Origin of the sequence: Limnobacter sp. SAORIC-580 (assembly GCF_013004065.1) — a bacterium.
In the GTDB taxonomy this organism is placed as follows: domain Bacteria; phylum Pseudomonadota; class Gammaproteobacteria; order Burkholderiales; family Burkholderiaceae_B; genus Limnobacter; species Limnobacter profundi.
This window is the reverse complement of record NZ_CP053084.1, coordinates 201,368-218,102: the sequence shown is the minus strand read 5'-3', so window position 1 is coordinate 218,102 and position 16,735 is coordinate 201,368. Positions and strand designations below refer to the sequence as shown.

The following is a 16,735-nucleotide window of genomic DNA, read 5'->3' as shown; positions in this document are numbered from 1 at the left end:
TTTAACTCCTTTAAAGATTAATTGGCAGCCACGGTGATTGTGCCCACCATGCCCGCCTGAAAATGACCTGCGATCAGGCATGCAAATTCAAACTCACCCACCCGGTTAAAGGTCCAGACAATTTCGCCAGATTGACCAGCGTCCACATGCGCCATGTAGGGCTCGTCGTGTTCCATGCCTGGAAACTTCAACATCAACTCCGCATGTTTTGCATTTTCGGCTTGCGTACCGATCACGAATTCATGCAATAGTTTGCCGGTGTTTTTTACCCGAAAGCGAATGGTTTCCCCTTCTTTGATTGCAAGCCGCCCGGGCTTAAAGCGCATGTCATCGCCCATGCTCACATCAATGGTGCGCGCCACATTGACCGCGTCACCCGCAATGCCCCAATCGGTTTGCTCTTTCACCACTGGTGCACTGCTGTGCTTTTTTTCACCATGGGCAAGCGCAACATTGTTCACTCCCCCCAATAACGCAGCACACGCCAACACGATTCCTGAAAATTTAAACATTTACATTCCTTTACTCAAAATGGCTGCTTGCTCACTTAGTGCCCTGAATGGCCTGTAGGTTTACGCACCTGCAGTTCAATGTGCGGCTGGTTTTTCTGTGCCAACTTCATGCTGGGTTGCCCAGCGTTGCTGCTGCGTTTGGGTTTAGCCAGCTCACCTGTGAATTCATAGGCCACAGTGCCCTCGGGGTGCTTGTACCAACCAGGGTCGGAATAATCACCGGGTTTCTGATCCTTGCGCACCTTCAGCATGCTGAACATGCCACCCATTTCGACCGAACCAAATGGGCCGTCACCGGTCATCATTGGAATGGTGTTATCCGGCAGCGGCATTTGCATTTCAGCCATGTCGGCCATGCCGCGCTCACCCATGGCCATGTAATCAGGAATCAGATTCGTGATTTTTTTGGTCATGCCCCGGTGGTCCACGCCGATCATGGTGGGCACATCGTGGCCCATGGCATTCATGGTGTGGTGGCTTTTGTGGCAATGGAATGCCCAGTCGCCTTCCTCGCTGGCAATGAATTCCATTTGCCGCATTTGGCCCACCGCAATGTCCACGGTTACTTCAGGCCAGCGTGAGTTTTTCGGTGTGGGCCCACCATCGGTACCAGTCACTTCAAATTCATGGCCATGAATGTGAATGGGGTGATTGGTCATTGTCAGGTTGCCAACACGCAAACGCACTCGGTCATTTTTGCGTGCCACCAAAGGTGAAATGCCCGGGAACAGGCGACTGTTCCAAGTCCACAAATTGAAGTCGAGCATGGTCATGATTTTCGGTGTGTAGGCACCAGGATCAATGTCGTAGGCATTCAACAAAAAACAGTAATCCCGATCCACTTCGCTGATCAACGGATTTTTATTCTTCGGGTGTGTTACCCAAAAACCCATCATGCCCATGGCCATTTGCACCATTTCATCCGCATGCGGGTGGTACATGAAGGTACCAGGCCTGCGTGCTTCAAACTCATACACAAAGGTTTTACCGGCTGGAATACCTGGCTGGTTCAAACCGGTCACACCATCCATGCCGTTGGGCAAGCGCTGGCCATGCCAGTGAATGCTGGTGTGCTCAGGCAGTTTGTTGGTCACAAATATCCGCACGCGGTCGCCTTCCACCACTTCAATGGTGGGGCCAGGACTTTGGCCGTTGTAGCCCCACAGGTGGGCAGTCATGCCCGGTGCCATTTCCCGCAACACGGGCTCGGCCACCAAGTGGAATTCCTTCACGCCATTGTTCATGCGCCAAGGCAATGTCCAGCCATTCAATGTAACCACCGGGTTGTAAGGGCGCCCGGTGTTGGGCACCAAGGGGGGCATGGTGTCGGGCGATGTTTGTAAAATGGGTTCAGGCAAAGCGCTCATGGCCACTTTGCTGACGCTGGCCGCAGCCACCGCGCCGCCAGTCAGTGCAGCGGCCTTGAAAAATTCTCGTCTGGAAGTCATGTTCAATATCCTTTCATTTAGTGGCCACCGCCAGCATCACCGCCAGCACTTGCAGCCGCACCACTGACCGACACCATCATGGGCTTGCCCACCACAGTGGCCTGCAAAGCAGCGTCAGCACGCCAAAAATCAGCTTGAGCGTTGATGGCTTGCACCACCACATTCACCTGGTCACGGCTGTCCGCCAACAACTCGAACACCCCAATAAACATGCCGTTGTAACGCAGCACATTTTCATCGGCGATGGTTTGCCGCAGTGGAATGATTTCATCGCGGTAGTGGCGTGCAATGTCGTAGGTGGTGCGATAAGCCGAGTAGCTCTCCCGCAGGGTGGATTGCGCACTGCGCAAGGTGGCCTCAAGCCGGTTGGCTGCAGCCAGTGTGTTGGCATTGAAGGTATCGCGCTTCATGCCGCCCCAATCGAAAATTGGCAGGGCCAATTCAAGCTCATACCCTTTTTTGTTGTTGCGCTCGCCGGTGTCGTTTTCGAAAATGGTGTCGTAGCGTATACCGGCTTCAATATCCAGAAAACTGGCCACATTGCCCAAACCTTGTGCCTTGGCATTCGCATCGAAACCCTGCTTGGCCATGCGAACATCCAAACGGTTTTCGCCTTGTTTGGCTACATCAGACGCGGCTTTGGGGGCCTCAGGCAAATCGGGCAAGCGATCGGGTAACTTCAGCTGCGCAGTTTGCTCGGTGTTCAAGCCCAGCATGCGCACCAGCGCTTCACGGGTGGCTGTGGCTTTGTGCCGTGTGGCAGCAAGATTAAGCGCAGCATCGGCATAAAAGCTTTGCTGGCGTGCGCGTTGCAAGCGGGTGAAGTTGCCCACTTCCTGCATGCGGCGCGCCAGTTCAGCGCTGGTTTGAGCACTTTCAAACACTTGCTGGGCATAAGTGTGAGCCTGTTGGGCAGCAACTGCATCTACCCAGGCTTGGCGAACCTGGGTAACCTGGTCCACCACGCTGCTGGTGAGCTGCAACTGCGCGCGGTCAATTTGCGTGCGGGCAATGCCTTGGCGTGCGGGAAAACTCAGCAAATCCAGCAGGCCAAAACTTAGCAAACGCCCCAGTTCCAGCTCATCCTTGATTCGCAAACGCTCGAAGGCAAAAACCGGGTTGTGAATTCGACCGCTTTGTGCAGCTTGCGCGGCTTGTGCCCAATTCTCGGCCAACACGGTTTGGAACTGGGGGCTGTGGGTCAGCATCAGTTCAACCGCAGCAGCTTGGCTTAACGGTTCTTTCAGAATTTCACTGGCCTTGGAAGCCATGGCCTGGCGTTGTTCATCGGTTTGAACAAGGCTCAGTTTACCGTTGGTAAAACCATTCAATTCCTGATTGGTTTGATCCACCGACTCACTGATGTTGACCGTGGCGCAGCCCGCCAGCACTAACACCGCCAACGCGATAGCTGTTTTTTTCAGAATACGGGGGGGGGTCATCGCGCACCTCCGTGTTGATGGGGTTTGGATGCGGGTGGCTTGGCCGCAGGTGGCCTTTCAGCATCCACTGACGAGCCCCCTGTGGGTTTGCCTTCCTTTTTTTCTTCATAAGGCTCACTGGCATATACACGCCAACCGCCAATTTCTTCAACCAGCTGGTTCACCTTCGGCCAATTTTGTATTTCCGGGTCGGAATAGGCCTGGTAGCCCTCGAACACCGATTCATATTCAAGTTCTTGCGCGGGTGTTTCAGCATGCACGGGCCATGCCAACACCAATACCACTGAGGGCAGCGCGAATAGGGGATGAAACTTCATAAGTCCTCGCGATCATTCAATATACAAGGCATGCAGGCACATTCAGCCAAGCATGCGCACGAATTAAATGGCGAGGGTTTTGGGTGGTCGGTCTATCCGGCGAGTGTCGGCAGAATGGGGTAGTTGAGCTACAGAAACGGGATGCGTTGCATCCTGCAATATGGGGGTGAAGCTGGCTTGTGCCACAGGCAACAGCACCACCGCGCAGGTGGGCGCGCAGTTACAGCAACCGTGCAGCGACTTCATCAATTTTTTGGACGAGTCAGGATCGGCTTGTACATCCATGTTGTGCATGCTGTGGTCCATGCCGTCGTGGTTCATTACGCCATGGCCCATGGTGCTATGGTCGATTGCCTGACCAACGCTGCTGGAATTTCCATTCAAATGGCATGCAAACATGCTGGCCTGCGCCATGCCCTGAACGGGCAACGCAAGCAACATAAGCCACATGAAAAGAATTCGAACCATGTTTGTCATAAGCAGCAACATACCACCTCAATTAAGACAGGGCAAGCTGGGGAAAGTTCGGAAGATTACCCCTGTTGGAAGCTTAGGCCGGCACTTTCATGTTCGCAGCAATCGCGCCAGCGGCCATGGCAGCCGGAGACTGGTTCAAGTAGGCCTGTGCCAATTCGGTCGAACCTTCTTTGGAAGGATCGTACCAGGGGCTGAAATAAGGCAACTGCTGCATCACCAGCCACAGTGGGTTGGGCAACAAACCTTTGCGGGAGCTTTTGAACCACTCGACCCACATCCAGGGTTTGTACACAGCAGGTTTTTTCTTGGCAAAACGAGGATCTTGCCCTGCAATGTTGGCCGCGCCATCCACCCACAAGCCAATAATCATTGGCACCACGATGGCGGCGAGGTAATAGCGGGACAAATAATCGCCCCCCAAATGCTTGTACAAATCAAAGGCCACGCTACGGTGTTCCACCTCTTCAGCACCGTGCCAGCGAATCAGGTCCAGCAATACCTGGTCTGAATTCAGCTCATCCCATTTTTTGTTTTCAAGCACATACATGCCCAACACGCAGGTCATGTGTTCAATGGTCGCCACCAAGCCCAATCGCGCCAGTAACCAGCGGTGCTCCAGCCATGCGGGTACTTTTCTGCCAAAAGGCGTGTCGTCCAGTACCACATCAAACAACCATTTCATCAATTGCTGATTGCGCTCGGTCTTGATGCCGCGCGCCGCCAGGTACTCCTCGGTGGCCGAGCTGTGCCCACGTGCATGCATGGCTTCCTGCTTGATAAAACCACGCACGTCCTCTTTCAACTTTTCGTCGGTCACCAAGGGCAGGGCCTTGTTGTAGAGGCGGCAAAACCAGAATTCACCTGTCGGCAAAATCAGGTTGATTTCGTTGATGAAATAGCTGGCATAGGGCTCGTTGGGAATCCAGTCAATCGGCGTTTCCGACCAATCAAATTTCACGTTGCGTTGCTTCAAAGGCACGTCAGTGTTGGACGCGGGACGCGCGGCTTTTTTTCGCGCAGCAGTGGTGGCAGTCATGGTGGATCTCCGACGGCTTTGATTAGGATGACATTATTCGATGTCATGGTTTGATCATAACCGGGAAGTGACAGAACCGATAGTGGATTTGCTCTACCGCAGTGCGGCAAACCATGCGGTGCATCCCCGCATGATTTGCAATCAAAATCAGGCTGTCGAATCTTTGACCGTGGTCGACTTGCCATTGGTTTTCACCGACTCAATGCCACCGTCGCAGGACGCCTCGCTGGCGTACATTTGGCTAGAGCCAATAATTTGGTGATTGGCGGCTTTCAGGTTGAAATGGTGTTTGCCGTTGGCAGCCACTTTTTTCTCGTAGCGTGCAGCGTCACCGCAGTTTTTCTGAACCGACTCAATTCCGTTTTCAGCGGCGGCTTTGGTTTTGTAAAGCTCGCTGGTCAAAATGGTTTCATGGTTGCCCGCTTTCAAGGCAAATTTGAACTGACCGTCGCTGCTTTTGCTTAATTCGAAATAACCTGCCATCTCCAACTCCTTTGTTTGAATGTTTGGTGAATGCTATGGGTTAACCCGTTTTGGTTATATCACAGGCCGGTGAAAGTTCAATGCATCAAGCAAAAACGGCGACCAGTTGCCAGGCCGCCGTTTGAGGTACTGCATTTTTCAAGCGCTTATTCTTTCAAGGCCACCTGCTCAGCATTGAAACCACCGCCCAACGCACGGATCATCGCCAGGCTTGCACCTTGCTGGCTTTGCCAGGCCGATGCCCAACTGAGTTGTGCATTCAACAAATTGCGCTGTGCATCCAACAGTTCAAGCTGGTTGGCCACGCCATTGTCCACACGCAATTGCGCCAGGCGAACCACTTGGGTCAGGGTTTGAACCTGCTCTTGTCGCGCCTGCAAGCGCTCACGCGCTTCACGCTGTGCCACGATGGCGTCGTAAATTTCCTGGAATGCAGTGCGAATGCTGGCTTCGTACTGCAACACTGCTTGATTGCGGCGCGCCACGGCTGCGTCTCGTTCATCAAACAAACGACCCGCCTGGAAAATTGGCTGTGTAATTTGAGTCTGGAAACTCCAGATTCGGGCTGGCCCGCTGAATAAATCGCTTAAATCTGCGCTTTCCCGGCCCCCAAAGGCGCTCAAACCAATTGTTGGGAAAAAGGCTTTGCGAGCCGCTTCCAGGTTGGCCTCACCCGCGAGCAATTGTTGCTCGGCTGCAGCCAAATCGGGGCGGCGCAGCAACAATTCTGAAGGTGTGTTTTCCGGCAATATGAACAGCTTGGTCAATTCCAGATTTTCCACGGCCAAGTTGGGCAACTCCGGTGTGTTTCCGCCGACAATCACCGCCAACGCATTTTGCGCGCGGGCCAGTTGTTCTCGGGTGTCGGGCAACTGCGCACGCACTGCCAGCAATTCCGCTTCGGTTTGGCGCAATTGAAGTTCATTGCTCAAACCCACGTCGTAACGCTGCTTGGCAAGTTTGTAGGCCGAGTCCCGGCTTTCCAGGGTTTGCTCAAGTACCTTCACTTGCAAGCCCAACACGCGCACTTGGGTATAAAGCGAGGCTGCGGTTGCTGCAACGCTCAAACGCACTCCACGTACGTTGTAGCCTTGCTGCATGAAACCGGCACGGGCTGCATCTTCCAGGGCACCAATTCGGCCCCACAGGTCGAGCTCCCAAGTGGCGCCAATGCCAAACTGCTGGCTTTCATACACGTTCTGCCCACCAAATACGGGTACATTGCCCGCTTGCGACGGGCGGTTTCGGCCAGTTGTGAATTGACCGAAAATGGAGGGCCACTTTTGTGATTTCGCAATTCCCAGTACGGCACCGGCTTCATTCAAGCGCTCATTGGCCAAACGCACATCGGTGTTGTTTCTCAAGGCCTGTTCAACCACTGCCGTCAACGCAGGGTCGCCCAACAACAGCCACCAGGCTTCGTTCTGAACCTGGCTCATTCCCACGCCTTTGGCGTTTTCAGGCACCACCACCTGGGTAGGCTGCTCGGGCTTGGCGGTGAACCTGTCCAGCAAGGGAATGCTAGAGGCACAGCCGGTCAGCGCCAAGGTCAAGCCCAAGGCGATCGCAGTTTTGGGAAGGGCTTTAAACATGGTCGCCCCCTTTGTTCGTTGTAGATTGATTGGATGAATCATTTGCTTCCTCTTCATCACCATGGTGTCGCCCACCTTTCTCACTTCTGTCAATCAGACGGTAAAACAGGGGCACAAAGAAAATGGCCAGCAATGTGGCGGCAGTCATGCCACCCATTACACCAGTGCCCACCGCTGTTCGTGCGCCGGCACCCGCACCGCTGGAGAACGCCAACGGAACGACCCCTAGAATAAACGCAAACGAGGTCATCAAGATGGGGCGGAACCGCAAACGGGCCGCTTCCAGAGAAGCCTCAAGGGCACTCATGCCTTCCTCGCGTTTCAACACAGCAAATTCCACAATCAAAATCGCGTTCTTGGCCGCCAAACCCAGCAGGGTCACCAGGCCGATCTGGAAATACACATCGTTGGTCATGTCGCGCATCCACACTGCCAGCAAGGCACCAAACAAACCAAATGGCATGGCCAGCAACACCGAGAACGGCAGTGTCCACTTTTCATACTGTGCCGCCAAAATCAGGAACACCATGAGTGCACCCAAAATCAGGGCAAAGCTGGATGAACCCGCAGAACGCTTTTCCTGGAAGGAAGCACCCGAGAAGTCGTAGCTGAAATCGTCGGGCAACACCTCTGCTGCAATGTCTTCAATCGCCTTGATGGCTTCGCCAGAACTAACCCCGGGTGCGCCACTGCCCAGCAATTTCACCGCGGGTAGATTGTTGAAACGCTCCAAAGTTTCCGGCCCCTGTGAAAACTCCACTTTTGCAAAGGCTGAAATCGGAATCATCTCGCCTTTGTTGGAGCGCACATACATATTGCCGATGTCGGTTGGGCTTTTGCGGTATTGCGAATCAGCCGACATCAACACCTGCCACGTGCGGCCAAATTTGTTGAAGTCATTCACATAGTACGTACCCAGGCTTGCCGACAAGGTATCAAACACCTCGTTCACATTCACACCCATTGCGCGGGCACGTTCGCGGTCAACATCCACATACAACTGAGGAGTACCGGGACGCCACAAGGTTTGTACACCCGCAAGGCGCGGATCGGCGTTGGCTTTGGCAATGAAGTCGTTCATCACCTTGGCCAGTTCAGCCGGGCCACCCTCGCCGCGATTTTGAATGTAAAACTCAAAGCCACCTGCATTGCCCAAACCGAAGATTGGAGGTGGGGCAAAGGCCAGCACCAAACCTTCCTGAATGCCGGCCGTGCGGCCAAACAATTCACCCACCAGCTCCCCGGTTACAGCTTCGCGCTCATCCCAGTGGCGCTGTGTCACGAACATGGTGGCCGCGTTGTTCTTGAAACTGCCACCCAAAAAGTCGAACCCAGTGAATGCCACGGAATACTCATTGGCCGGGTTGGCTGCTACTGCATCCACCACTTCTGCCACCACCTTGTCTGTGCGCTGCAAAGTAGCGCCGTCAGGCAAAAACACCGCAGCAATAAAGTAGCCCTGGTCTTCATCGGGTACCAATGAACCGGGTGTAGCCCTGAACAAACCAGCGGTTACCACCAGCATGACCAAAAACAAGCCGATACCAATGGCAGGGCGCATGCTGATGAACTTCACGCCACCTACGTATTTGGTGGTGACACGGCCAAACCAGTCGTTGAACCAGGTGAAAAATTTGCCCGGTTTTTTGTGCTCATGTTTCAACAGCATCACACACAAAGCTGGCGTCAAAGTCAGCGCCACGATGCCCGACACGATCACCGCAATCGCAATGGTGATCGCAAACTGGCGGTACAGTTCACCAGTCAAACCACCGAGAAAGCCAATCGGAATAAACACGGCCGACAGCACCAGCACAATCGCAATCACCGGGCCAGTTACTTCCTGCATGGCCTTGATCGCGGCTTTGCGGGCACCCAAGCCCTCTTCATGCATGATTCGCTCAACGTTTTCCAGCACCACAATGGCGTCGTCCACCACAATACCAATGGCCAGCACCATGCCGAACAAGGTAAGCGTGTTAATGGAATAACCCAACAGGTACAAGCCAGCAAACGCACCCAACAGGGACACGGGAACAGCCAGAATCGGAATCAGCGTGGCGCGCCAGTTTTGCAAAAACACATACACCACGATGAACACCAGAATCATCGCTTCAATCAGTGTTTTTACCACTTCGCGAATAGACACTTCCACAAAACGTGTGGTGTCATAAGGCACCGCATAGTCTAGTCCTTCCGGGAAATCTGCCGCAATTTCATCGACCGTGCCTTTCACGGTTTGAGCCACTTCAAGCGCATTGGCACCGGGCTGCAAAAACACACCCACCAATGTCGCTGGCTTGCCATTGATACGACCGGTAAAGTCGTAATCCTTGGATCCCAATTCCACGCGGGCAACGTCTTTCAAGCGCAAGGACGAACCATCCGGGTTCACCCGTATCAATACATTCTCGAACTCCTCAACATCTTGCAGTCGGCCTTGCGCCGTGATGGTGTAGACCAGTTCCTGGCCGTTGTTGTTGGGCGCCTGGCCAACTTTACCCGCTGCAAACTGTGCATTTTGCTCGTTCAAGGCCGCGGCAATGTCCCCGGCGGTCAACTTCAATTGCGCCATGCGATCCGGTTTGATCCAGATACGCATTGCATAATCTTTGGCACCAAAAATTTGAACGTTGGTCGTACCCGGAATCCGCTTGATACGGTCCAGCACGTTCAAGGTCACATAGTTCGAGGTGTAAAAGTCATCGAACCTGCCGTCTTCCGAGTAAAACGCCAACACCTGCAAGAATGACGACGAACCTTTGTTCACCGTCACACCTTGTCTGCGTACTTCCTGCGGCAAAATGTTTTCCACTTGCTTCACGCGGTTGTTCACGTTCAAAGCGGCTTGGTCAGGATCGGTGCCAATCTCAAACGTCACCATGATTTCAACCACGCCACTGCTGGCCGAAGTCGAGCTCATGTACATCATGTTCTCAACACCGTTGATGGCGTTTTCAATGGGCGCGGCCACGGTGCTGGCAATTACCTCTGCGGAAGCACCTGGATACACTGCACGAACCTGCACCACTGGGGGTGCAATTTCAGGGTACTGCGCAATCGGTAAACCACGCATGGCAGCCAAACCGGCCAGCATGATGAAAATCGACAACACGGCCGCAAACACAGGCCGGTCGATAAAAAATTTCGAAAACATGTGTGACCCCTTATTGCTTTTGCTCAGTGGCTGCTGGTGCTGCGTCTTGCGCGTCGGCGCCTGCAATCACAGGTTGTACGGGTGTTCCGGGTGGGGCCTTCATGAACCCGTCGGTCATCACTTTGTCGCCAGCAACCAGTCCATCGGTTACTACCCATTGGTCACCTTTCCACTGCGCAACCTGCACAGGGCGTGGTGCCACAGTATTTTCAGGGCTGACTGTCATCACAACCTTGCCACCCTCCGGGTTTTCAAGCACAGCCCGTTGTGGCAACAACACGGCGTTTTTTTGCACTGCGCCACTCACACGCACACGTACAAATTGTCCCGGGCTTAACACTTCCTTGTCATTGGCCAACACGGCACGTGCATCGACCGTACCGGTGGCTGGGTTCACACGCACATCCTGAAAGCCCAGCTTGGCTTTCAATCCCATGGGTTTGCCATCGGCACCGAGCACCTCAACCACCAAATCGCCATTGCTCAAAGCAACCGCACCACTTGCAATGCCTTTGCGCAGTTGTTCGTGGTCTTTTTCAGGAATACCAAAGTTCACATAGACCTGGTCGATCTGCGTTACTGTGGTCAGCAACTCGGAAGGGCCTGATACAAAACTGCCTTCGGAGTAAAGCGAGCGGCTTGCAAAGCCATTCACTGGCGATTCAACCCGCGCATACTCCAGGTTCAGGCGAGCCGTGCGAACTGCAGCACTGGCCACTTGCAGGTCGGCCTTGGCCACTTCAAATGCAGATTGCGCATTGTCCAATTCAGATTGCGACACCGCTTTGCTGTCGGCCAGAGGCATGACCCGTTTGTAATCGCGTTCGGCTTGCGCAGCGCGAACCTTGGCCGCATTTTCATCGGCCAGAGCACGGACCAAAGCAGTTTGGTAGGGAGCATTGTCCAGGCTGTACAAAGATTGGCCTTTCTTCACTCGACCACCCTCTTCAAACTGGCGGCGCTCGATAATACCGGCCACTCGGGCACGAATTTCAACTTCGCGCAGGCCGGCAATTTGGGCAGGGTACTCATACGTTAATTCCAGCGGTTCGGTTTTTACCTCAACCACGGGTACAGGTGCTGCCTGGCCAGCACCGGGGCCACCAGGGGCCTGGGCATCAGCGCCCTGGCCGCAACCCAGCAACAAGGCGCTGGACAATATAGTCACCAGCAACGCGGGCAGAAGGGTGGCTCCTGCAAAAGCGCGACTGTAGGGGGAAGCTTGAGTTTGCTTTGAATTCAATGAGTTGCTGTGCATGATGTGTGCCCTGTTATATCCTTGTGGGAATTTTTCGGGTTGATTTAATGACCGAGAAGTCAGATAATACATACATACATGAGTGTATGTAAATAAATTTTTCAATTTGGCGTAGACGATTGTGGTAAGAAAAACGAAGGAAGAAGCGCAGGAAACCAGGAATCTTATTCTGGACACGGCCGAGGCCGTGTTCTCGGAAAAAGGGGTATCGAGGACCACGCTGAACGACATTGCCAAGGCCGCGGATTTAACGCGGGGGGCCATTTATTGGCACTTCAAGAACAAGGCCGACCTGTTTGATGCCATGTTACAACGCGTCATATTACCGATGGATGAATTCATCGCAACGCCCGACCTGCACCCCGAGCAACAACCGTTGGCCTACCTGCGTACTAGGTCCATGCATGTGGTGCGTACGCTGGCAGAAGACCCCCGCACACAGCGGGTTTTTGACATTGTGATGCACAAAGCCGAAATGGTCGACGACATGCTGCCTATTCGAGACAGGCACCTGGAAGCCATTCAAGGCTGCATTCAAACCATTGAAACAGATTTTCAAGCCGCGATTGACAAAGGCGAATTGCCCGCAAACACCAATGCCCGCCAGGCAGCCATTGGTTTGCATGCCTTGATTGACGGGCTTTTTGCCAACTTTGTGCTCAGCCCCAATCTGTTCAACCTGATGGAACAGGCTGAATTTACAATCGACAACTACCTGAACGGCCTGGCCAACAGAAAGTAGCCGCCTTAGGCACAGCGTGGCTTGTTAAACCCGGCCTGTGACCGGAATGCCCGCTCCGGTGATATCGCGGGCAACATCTGACAACAAGAATGCGATAACACCGGCCAGTGATTCGGGAGCAACCCAGTCTGCCGGGTCAGCGTCAGGCATGGCCTCTCGATTGGCGGGTGTGTCCAAAATACTGGGCAACACGGCATTGGCACGAATGCCCAAATGTTTGTTTTCCGCGGCCAGGGCCTCAGTCAAGCGCAGTACGGCCGATTTGGCCGCTGCATAAGCACCCATACCCTCAGCTGCTTTGCCAGCTGCGGCCGCACCAATGTTTACGATCACACCGCTTTGCTGATCCTGAAACTGCGGCAATATGGCTTGGCACATGTTCACGGTGGTTTGCACATTCATGGCGTACTGCGTATTCCAGGTATCCAAGCTGCTCTCAGCCTGACGCTCCCACACAAAACCACCTGCAATATTCACCACTGCATCAATTTGACCGAAATATTCCCAGGCTTGATTCACCACCTCTTGGGCATGCTCGGGCAAGGTCAGGTCCACGTTACCGATTGACACAGCATCGCTCTCGCCTTCCCACTCAGGCTGATGCAAATCAATCAACAGCAGTCGATAACCCAAACTGCCCAAATGGGTGGCCACTGCCTGCCCCAAATTGCCTGCTGCGCCCGTAATAATCGCCACTGGATTGGTATTGCTCATGAAAATCGACTCCCGCATTGAATGATTGATTGCCTGCATTTTGACATGGACGCCGCCCTTTCACGCCCCCACCCCGTTTGAATACCCCCTTTAAGGGCAACGCATTGGTGCAATGCTGAATTCAACAAAACCTGCCGTTCACAAGACATCACCGGAATTCTTGGAGCATGTCATGTGGAACGGTCTATTTTTTGGTTTGGTCAGCCTGTTCACGCCCCAGGCCAGCCTGCCCGACACGGCAGCCATGAAAGAGGAAATCGCCCAGTTCGCGCAGGTTTATGCCATCGACACCGATCGCATCCATGTTCGGGAAAGCACCATGAACAACCCCTCGCCATTTTTGACCAACAGTGGCATCAAGGCCTGCGTGCTGCATGTTAACCAGCATGCAGACGCCAAGCGCGTGTGGTCTCATTTTCTGGATTCAGGTCATGACGGTGCCGAACCTGCATTCCTGGCATTCACCTCGGCCCATGAATTGACGCACTGCCTGATGTCCGAAAAGGGAAAACGTGTAGCCGCCAAGCAGGCACTACAAGAACACCTGGGTGTTCAGTTCAAGAACAATGTTCATTTTGAAGAGACGCTGGCCGACCTGGTGGGTCTGGCCTATGTTCAGAAAGTGATGCCAGAGCACTTTGAGGTGGTGTATCAACGTGTGAAGGCGATTCGCACCGACTTTTCGAAACGCGATCCAGAGCACGACAGCTCGCGTGCCTTGAATACACACACCATCGCTTTCGCTGATCAAATGTTCAGCAAAACAGACACCCTCCGTTTGGCAGACGCTGGTAGCCGGTAAAAAAATCACCTGTGAATCGGATCGTGCGAAAGCACAATCTGCAAAAGCATGGTTAAATTCAAACGATCGTTTGAATAATCAAATTGCACAATTCACAGGTGACCCTTTTGAACAGCTTCCAATCCGTGTTTCGCCCCAATCTGTTTGCAGGACAAACCGTACTGGTCACTGGTGGGGGCTCGGGCATTGGCCGCTGCACCGCGCATGAATTGGCCAGCCTGGGTGCGGACCTGGCCTTGGTCGGTCGAAAAATGGAAAAGCTTGAAACCGTGAAAGCGGAAATCGAGCAAACCTGCACAGTCAAAATTTCGTTACACAGCTGCGATATTCGTGAAGAGGAACGGGTAAAAGAGACTGTAGCCGATGTGTTGGCAACCCACGGCAAAATCAATCACCTGATCAACAACGCAGGCGGGCAATTTCCCTCACCGCTAAACATGATCAGTGGCAAGGGGTTCGAAACTGTGGTGCGTAACAACCTTACCGGTGGCTTTCTCATGGCCCGTGAGGTATTCAACCAGTACATGATGTTGCACTTGGGCGAGTCCGACATGTCCATCACCAACATCATTGCTGACATGTGGAACGGCATGCCCGGCATGGGCCACTCCGGCGCAGCGCGCGCCGGCATGCTGAACTTCTCGGAAACTGCATCCAATGAATGGGCACCCGTACGCGTGAATGCGGTTGCACCGGGCTTCATCGCATCAAGTGGCATGGACACTTACCCCGAGCCCATGAAACAAACCATCATGCAGCTGGACAAAACCATCCCACTGCAACGCCTGGGGCTGGAAGCCGAGGTGTCAGGCGCATTGGTGTTTTTGTGCAGCCCTGCGGCCTCATTCATCTCGGGTTCCTGCATTCGAATCGACGGCGCAGCCCCCAACGCGCGCCGCATTTGGCAAGTGGGCACCGGCAAACCCAACCCGGCTTTCAACAGCTTTCATTTGGGTGGCGTGCCTGAAGTAATTCAGCGCCGCGATGCCGCGCGCGCCGCAGCCAGCAAGAAATAAGCAAATATTTAAGGCTTGACACACCCAGGCCTCACCCTCAAAATCAAACAAACGTTTGATTTTTAACAAACCCATTTTGCTGCTATTTAAAGCCAAGAACCAATGCCTATTTTAGAGAGCCTCGTTTCCGCAAATTCCGCCGAGTTTGAACTCAACAAGGCCAATATGGAAACGGCCCTGAATGAACTTCGATCACTGGAGAAACGTACACGCGACGCCTCCGCAAAAGCTGCACCATCGTTTGCAAAGCGCGGGCAGTTGCTGCCTCGCGACCGGGTTGCGCTACTGCTCGACTCGGGCTCCCCATTTCTGGAACTCAGCACCCTCGCTGGTTACATGCAAGATGGCCAAAAGGCCGACAAAAGCATTCCCGGCGGCGGCATCATTGCCGGGCTGGGCTATGTGGCCAACACCTTGTGCATGGTGGTGGCCAGCGATTCAGGCATCGAGGCCGGTGCGCTTCAGGCCATGGGCATTGAAAAAATGCAAAGGGCCCAAGACATCGCCCTGGAAAACAAACTGCCCTTCATCAACCTCGGCGAATCCGCCGGGGCCAATTTGTTGAAGTACAAAGTCGAGCACTTCATATTGGGCGGCGGTAACTTCTATCGCTTGGCCAAACTCAGCGCTGCTGGCTTGCCGGTGGTCAATGTGCTGCACGGTTCATCCACAGCGGGTGGTGCCTACATTCCGGGCTTAAGCGATGTCGTCATTATGGTGCGCGAACGTGCACGCGCATTTCTGGCTGGCCCACCCCTGCTGAAAGCAGCCACGGGCGAGATTGCCACCGATGAAGAACTGGGTGGTGCCGACATGCACTGCTCAGTCTCAGGCCTGGGTGACTACATCGCCGACGACGACCGCCACGCCATTGCACTGGCCCGCGAGGTGATGGAAAAAATCGACTGGAACAGCAGCAACCGGAATGTGATACCGATGTTGAATGCCCAGGCACCAGCACCTCGCTACCCGGCCGAAGAACTGCTGGGCATCATGCCCGCCGATATCAAAACGCCGGTGGACATGCGCGAAGTCATCGCCCGAATCGTTGACGACTCCGACTTCCTCGAATTCAAAGCCAACTACGGCCCAGCCACACTCTGCGGATACGCCAAGCTGATGGGTGTTTCCATCGGTATTATCAGTAACCTGGGACCGATCGACACAGCAGGTGCCACCAAAGCCACGCACTTTATTCAAAGTTGCTGCCAAACCAAAACCCCAATCATTTACCTGCAAAACACAACCGGTTACATGGTGGGCAAAGAAGCCGAGCAAGGAGGCATCATCAAGCATGGCTCAAAAATGATTCAGGCCGTGAGCAACGCCACCGTGCCACAAATCACTTTGCTGTGCGGTGCCAGTTTTGGTGCAGGTAACTATGGCATGTGCGGCAGGGCGTTTGGTCCACGTTTCGTGTTTGCATGGCCCAACAGCAAAACTGCGGTCATGGGTGCAGAACAAGCAGCGGGCACCATGGCCACCGTGATGCAGGCCAGCGCCGCCCGAAAAGGCATGGAGGTACCTGAGTTCATGCTGGAAAACATGAAAAAACAAATCATCGACACGTTTGAATCACAAACCAGCGCATTCCACACCAGCGGATTGTTGCTCGACGACGGCGTGATCGATCCAAGAGACACACGACAGGTGTTGGCACTTGCGCTGATCGCCTGTCTGCAACAAGAGCGCAGCGTGCAACCCATGCAATTTGGCGTGGCTCGCCCCTAGCGCGTGAC

General features: G+C 54.0%; 15 protein-coding genes. 4 read left to right on the top strand and 11 right to left on the bottom strand.

Translation table 11 applies throughout. The features are described 5' to 3' along the window. Positions 1-17: 17 nt before the first annotated feature. The 10 genes from HKT17_RS00985 to HKT17_RS00940 form a co-directional block, all read right to left on the bottom strand. Complete coding sequence (locus HKT17_RS00985; protein WP_171097174.1) at positions 18-512, bottom strand: cupredoxin domain-containing protein; 495 nt, start codon at positions 510-512, stop codon at positions 18-20. Between the two features lie 35 nt (positions 513-547). Further along, complete coding sequence (locus tag HKT17_RS00980; RefSeq protein ID WP_171097172.1) at positions 548-1,960, bottom strand: multicopper oxidase family protein; 1,413 nt, start codon at positions 1,958-1,960, stop codon at positions 548-550. 17 nt (positions 1,961-1,977) lie between these two features. Further along, entirely contained in the window at positions 1,978-3,402 is a 1,425-nt protein-coding gene (locus HKT17_RS00975) for a TolC family protein (protein WP_171097169.1), read from the bottom strand. Continuing rightward, positions 3,399-3,719, bottom strand: coding sequence for a hypothetical protein (locus HKT17_RS00970; RefSeq protein ID WP_171097167.1), 321 nt, complete (start codon positions 3,717-3,719; stop codon positions 3,399-3,401). The genes HKT17_RS00975 and HKT17_RS00970 overlap by 4 nt, the downstream gene beginning before the upstream one ends. Positions 3,720-3,782: 63 nt before the next feature. Continuing rightward, the gene (locus HKT17_RS00965) at positions 3,783-4,187 is read right to left on the bottom strand and encodes a hypothetical protein (RefSeq protein WP_205882472.1); all 405 of its coding nucleotides are present in this window, start codon (positions 4,185-4,187) and stop codon (positions 3,783-3,785) included. Positions 4,188-4,269: 82 nt separating this feature from the next. Next, a complete protein-coding gene (locus tag HKT17_RS00960; RefSeq protein ID WP_205882471.1) occupies positions 4,270-5,232 on the bottom strand; it encodes a metal-dependent hydrolase in 963 nt (320 codons plus the stop codon). Between the two features lie 147 nt (positions 5,233-5,379). Then, on the bottom strand, positions 5,380-5,715 hold the full coding sequence (locus tag HKT17_RS00955) for a YegP family protein (RefSeq protein WP_171097163.1): 336 nt from the start codon (positions 5,713-5,715) through the stop codon (positions 5,380-5,382). Between the two features lie 146 nt (positions 5,716-5,861). Next, positions 5,862-7,307, bottom strand: coding sequence for an efflux transporter outer membrane subunit (locus HKT17_RS00950; RefSeq protein WP_171097162.1), 1,446 nt, complete (start codon positions 7,305-7,307; stop codon positions 5,862-5,864). Next, the gene (locus HKT17_RS00945; protein ID WP_171097160.1) at positions 7,300-10,464 is read right to left on the bottom strand and encodes an efflux RND transporter permease subunit; all 3,165 of its coding nucleotides are present in this window, start codon (positions 10,462-10,464) and stop codon (positions 7,300-7,302) included. The genes HKT17_RS00950 and HKT17_RS00945 overlap by 8 nt, the downstream gene beginning before the upstream one ends. Before the next feature lie 10 nt (positions 10,465-10,474). Beyond that, a complete protein-coding gene (locus HKT17_RS00940; protein ID WP_205882470.1) occupies positions 10,475-11,632 on the bottom strand; it encodes an efflux RND transporter periplasmic adaptor subunit in 1,158 nt (385 codons plus the stop codon). A gap of 211 nt (positions 11,633-11,843) precedes the next feature. Between HKT17_RS00940 and HKT17_RS00935 the strand changes: the two genes are divergently transcribed. Next, positions 11,844-12,464 (top strand): TetR family transcriptional regulator, encoded by a 621-nt coding sequence (locus HKT17_RS00935; protein ID WP_171097156.1) that lies wholly within the window; start codon positions 11,844-11,846, stop codon positions 12,462-12,464. Between the two features lie 24 nt (positions 12,465-12,488). Here the strand turns inward: HKT17_RS00935 and HKT17_RS00930 are convergent, their stop codons facing one another. Then, a complete protein-coding gene (locus tag HKT17_RS00930) occupies positions 12,489-13,178 on the bottom strand; it encodes an SDR family NAD(P)-dependent oxidoreductase (RefSeq protein ID WP_171097154.1) in 690 nt (229 codons plus the stop codon). A gap of 172 nt (positions 13,179-13,350) precedes the next feature. Between HKT17_RS00930 and HKT17_RS00925 the strand changes: the two genes are divergently transcribed. From HKT17_RS00925 to HKT17_RS00915, 3 genes are all read left to right on the top strand, one after another. Next, on the top strand, positions 13,351-13,980 hold the full coding sequence (locus tag HKT17_RS00925) for a hypothetical protein (RefSeq protein WP_171097152.1): 630 nt from the start codon (positions 13,351-13,353) through the stop codon (positions 13,978-13,980). 107 nt (positions 13,981-14,087) lie between these two features. Further along, positions 14,088-14,996: an SDR family oxidoreductase gene (locus HKT17_RS00920; protein WP_240965873.1), complete on the top strand. Its 909-nt coding sequence runs from the start codon at positions 14,088-14,090 to the stop codon at positions 14,994-14,996. 102 nt (positions 14,997-15,098) lie between these two features. Further along, positions 15,099-16,727: an acyl-CoA carboxylase subunit beta gene (locus HKT17_RS00915; protein WP_171097147.1), complete on the top strand. Its 1,629-nt coding sequence runs from the start codon at positions 15,099-15,101 to the stop codon at positions 16,725-16,727. Positions 16,728-16,735 lie beyond the last annotated feature (8 nt).

Coding starts and splice junctions, on each gene's coding strand:
- HKT17_RS00985 (WP_171097174.1), bottom strand. CDS start 512: ATGTTTAAATTTTCAGGAATCGTGTTGGCGTGTGCTGCGTTATTGGGG.
- HKT17_RS00980 (WP_171097172.1), bottom strand. CDS start 1,960: ATGACTTCCAGACGAGAATTTTTCAAGGCCGCTGCACTGACTGGCGGC.
- HKT17_RS00975 (WP_171097169.1), bottom strand. CDS start 3,402: ATGACCCCCCCCCGTATTCTGAAAAAAACAGCTATCGCGTTGGCGGTG.
- HKT17_RS00970 (WP_171097167.1), bottom strand. CDS start 3,719: ATGAAGTTTCATCCCCTATTCGCGCTGCCCTCAGTGGTATTGGTGTTG.
- HKT17_RS00965 (WP_205882472.1), bottom strand. CDS start 4,187: ATGGTTCGAATTCTTTTCATGTGGCTTATGTTGCTTGCGTTGCCCGTT.
- HKT17_RS00960 (WP_205882471.1), bottom strand. CDS start 5,232: ATGACTGCCACCACTGCTGCGCGAAAAAAAGCCGCGCGTCCCGCGTCC.
- HKT17_RS00955 (WP_171097163.1), bottom strand. CDS start 5,715: ATGGCAGGTTATTTCGAATTAAGCAAAAGCAGCGACGGTCAGTTCAAA.
- HKT17_RS00950 (WP_171097162.1), bottom strand. CDS start 7,307: ATGTTTAAAGCCCTTCCCAAAACTGCGATCGCCTTGGGCTTGACCTTG.
- HKT17_RS00945 (WP_171097160.1), bottom strand. CDS start 10,464: ATGTTTTCGAAATTTTTTATCGACCGGCCTGTGTTTGCGGCCGTGTTG.
- HKT17_RS00930 (WP_171097154.1), bottom strand. CDS start 13,178: ATGAGCAATACCAATCCAGTGGCGATTATTACGGGCGCAGCAGGCAAT.
- HKT17_RS00925 (WP_171097152.1), top strand. CDS start 13,351: ATGTGGAACGGTCTATTTTTTGGTTTGGTCAGCCTGTTCACGCCCCAG.
- HKT17_RS00915 (WP_171097147.1), top strand. CDS start 15,099: ATGCCTATTTTAGAGAGCCTCGTTTCCGCAAATTCCGCCGAGTTTGAA.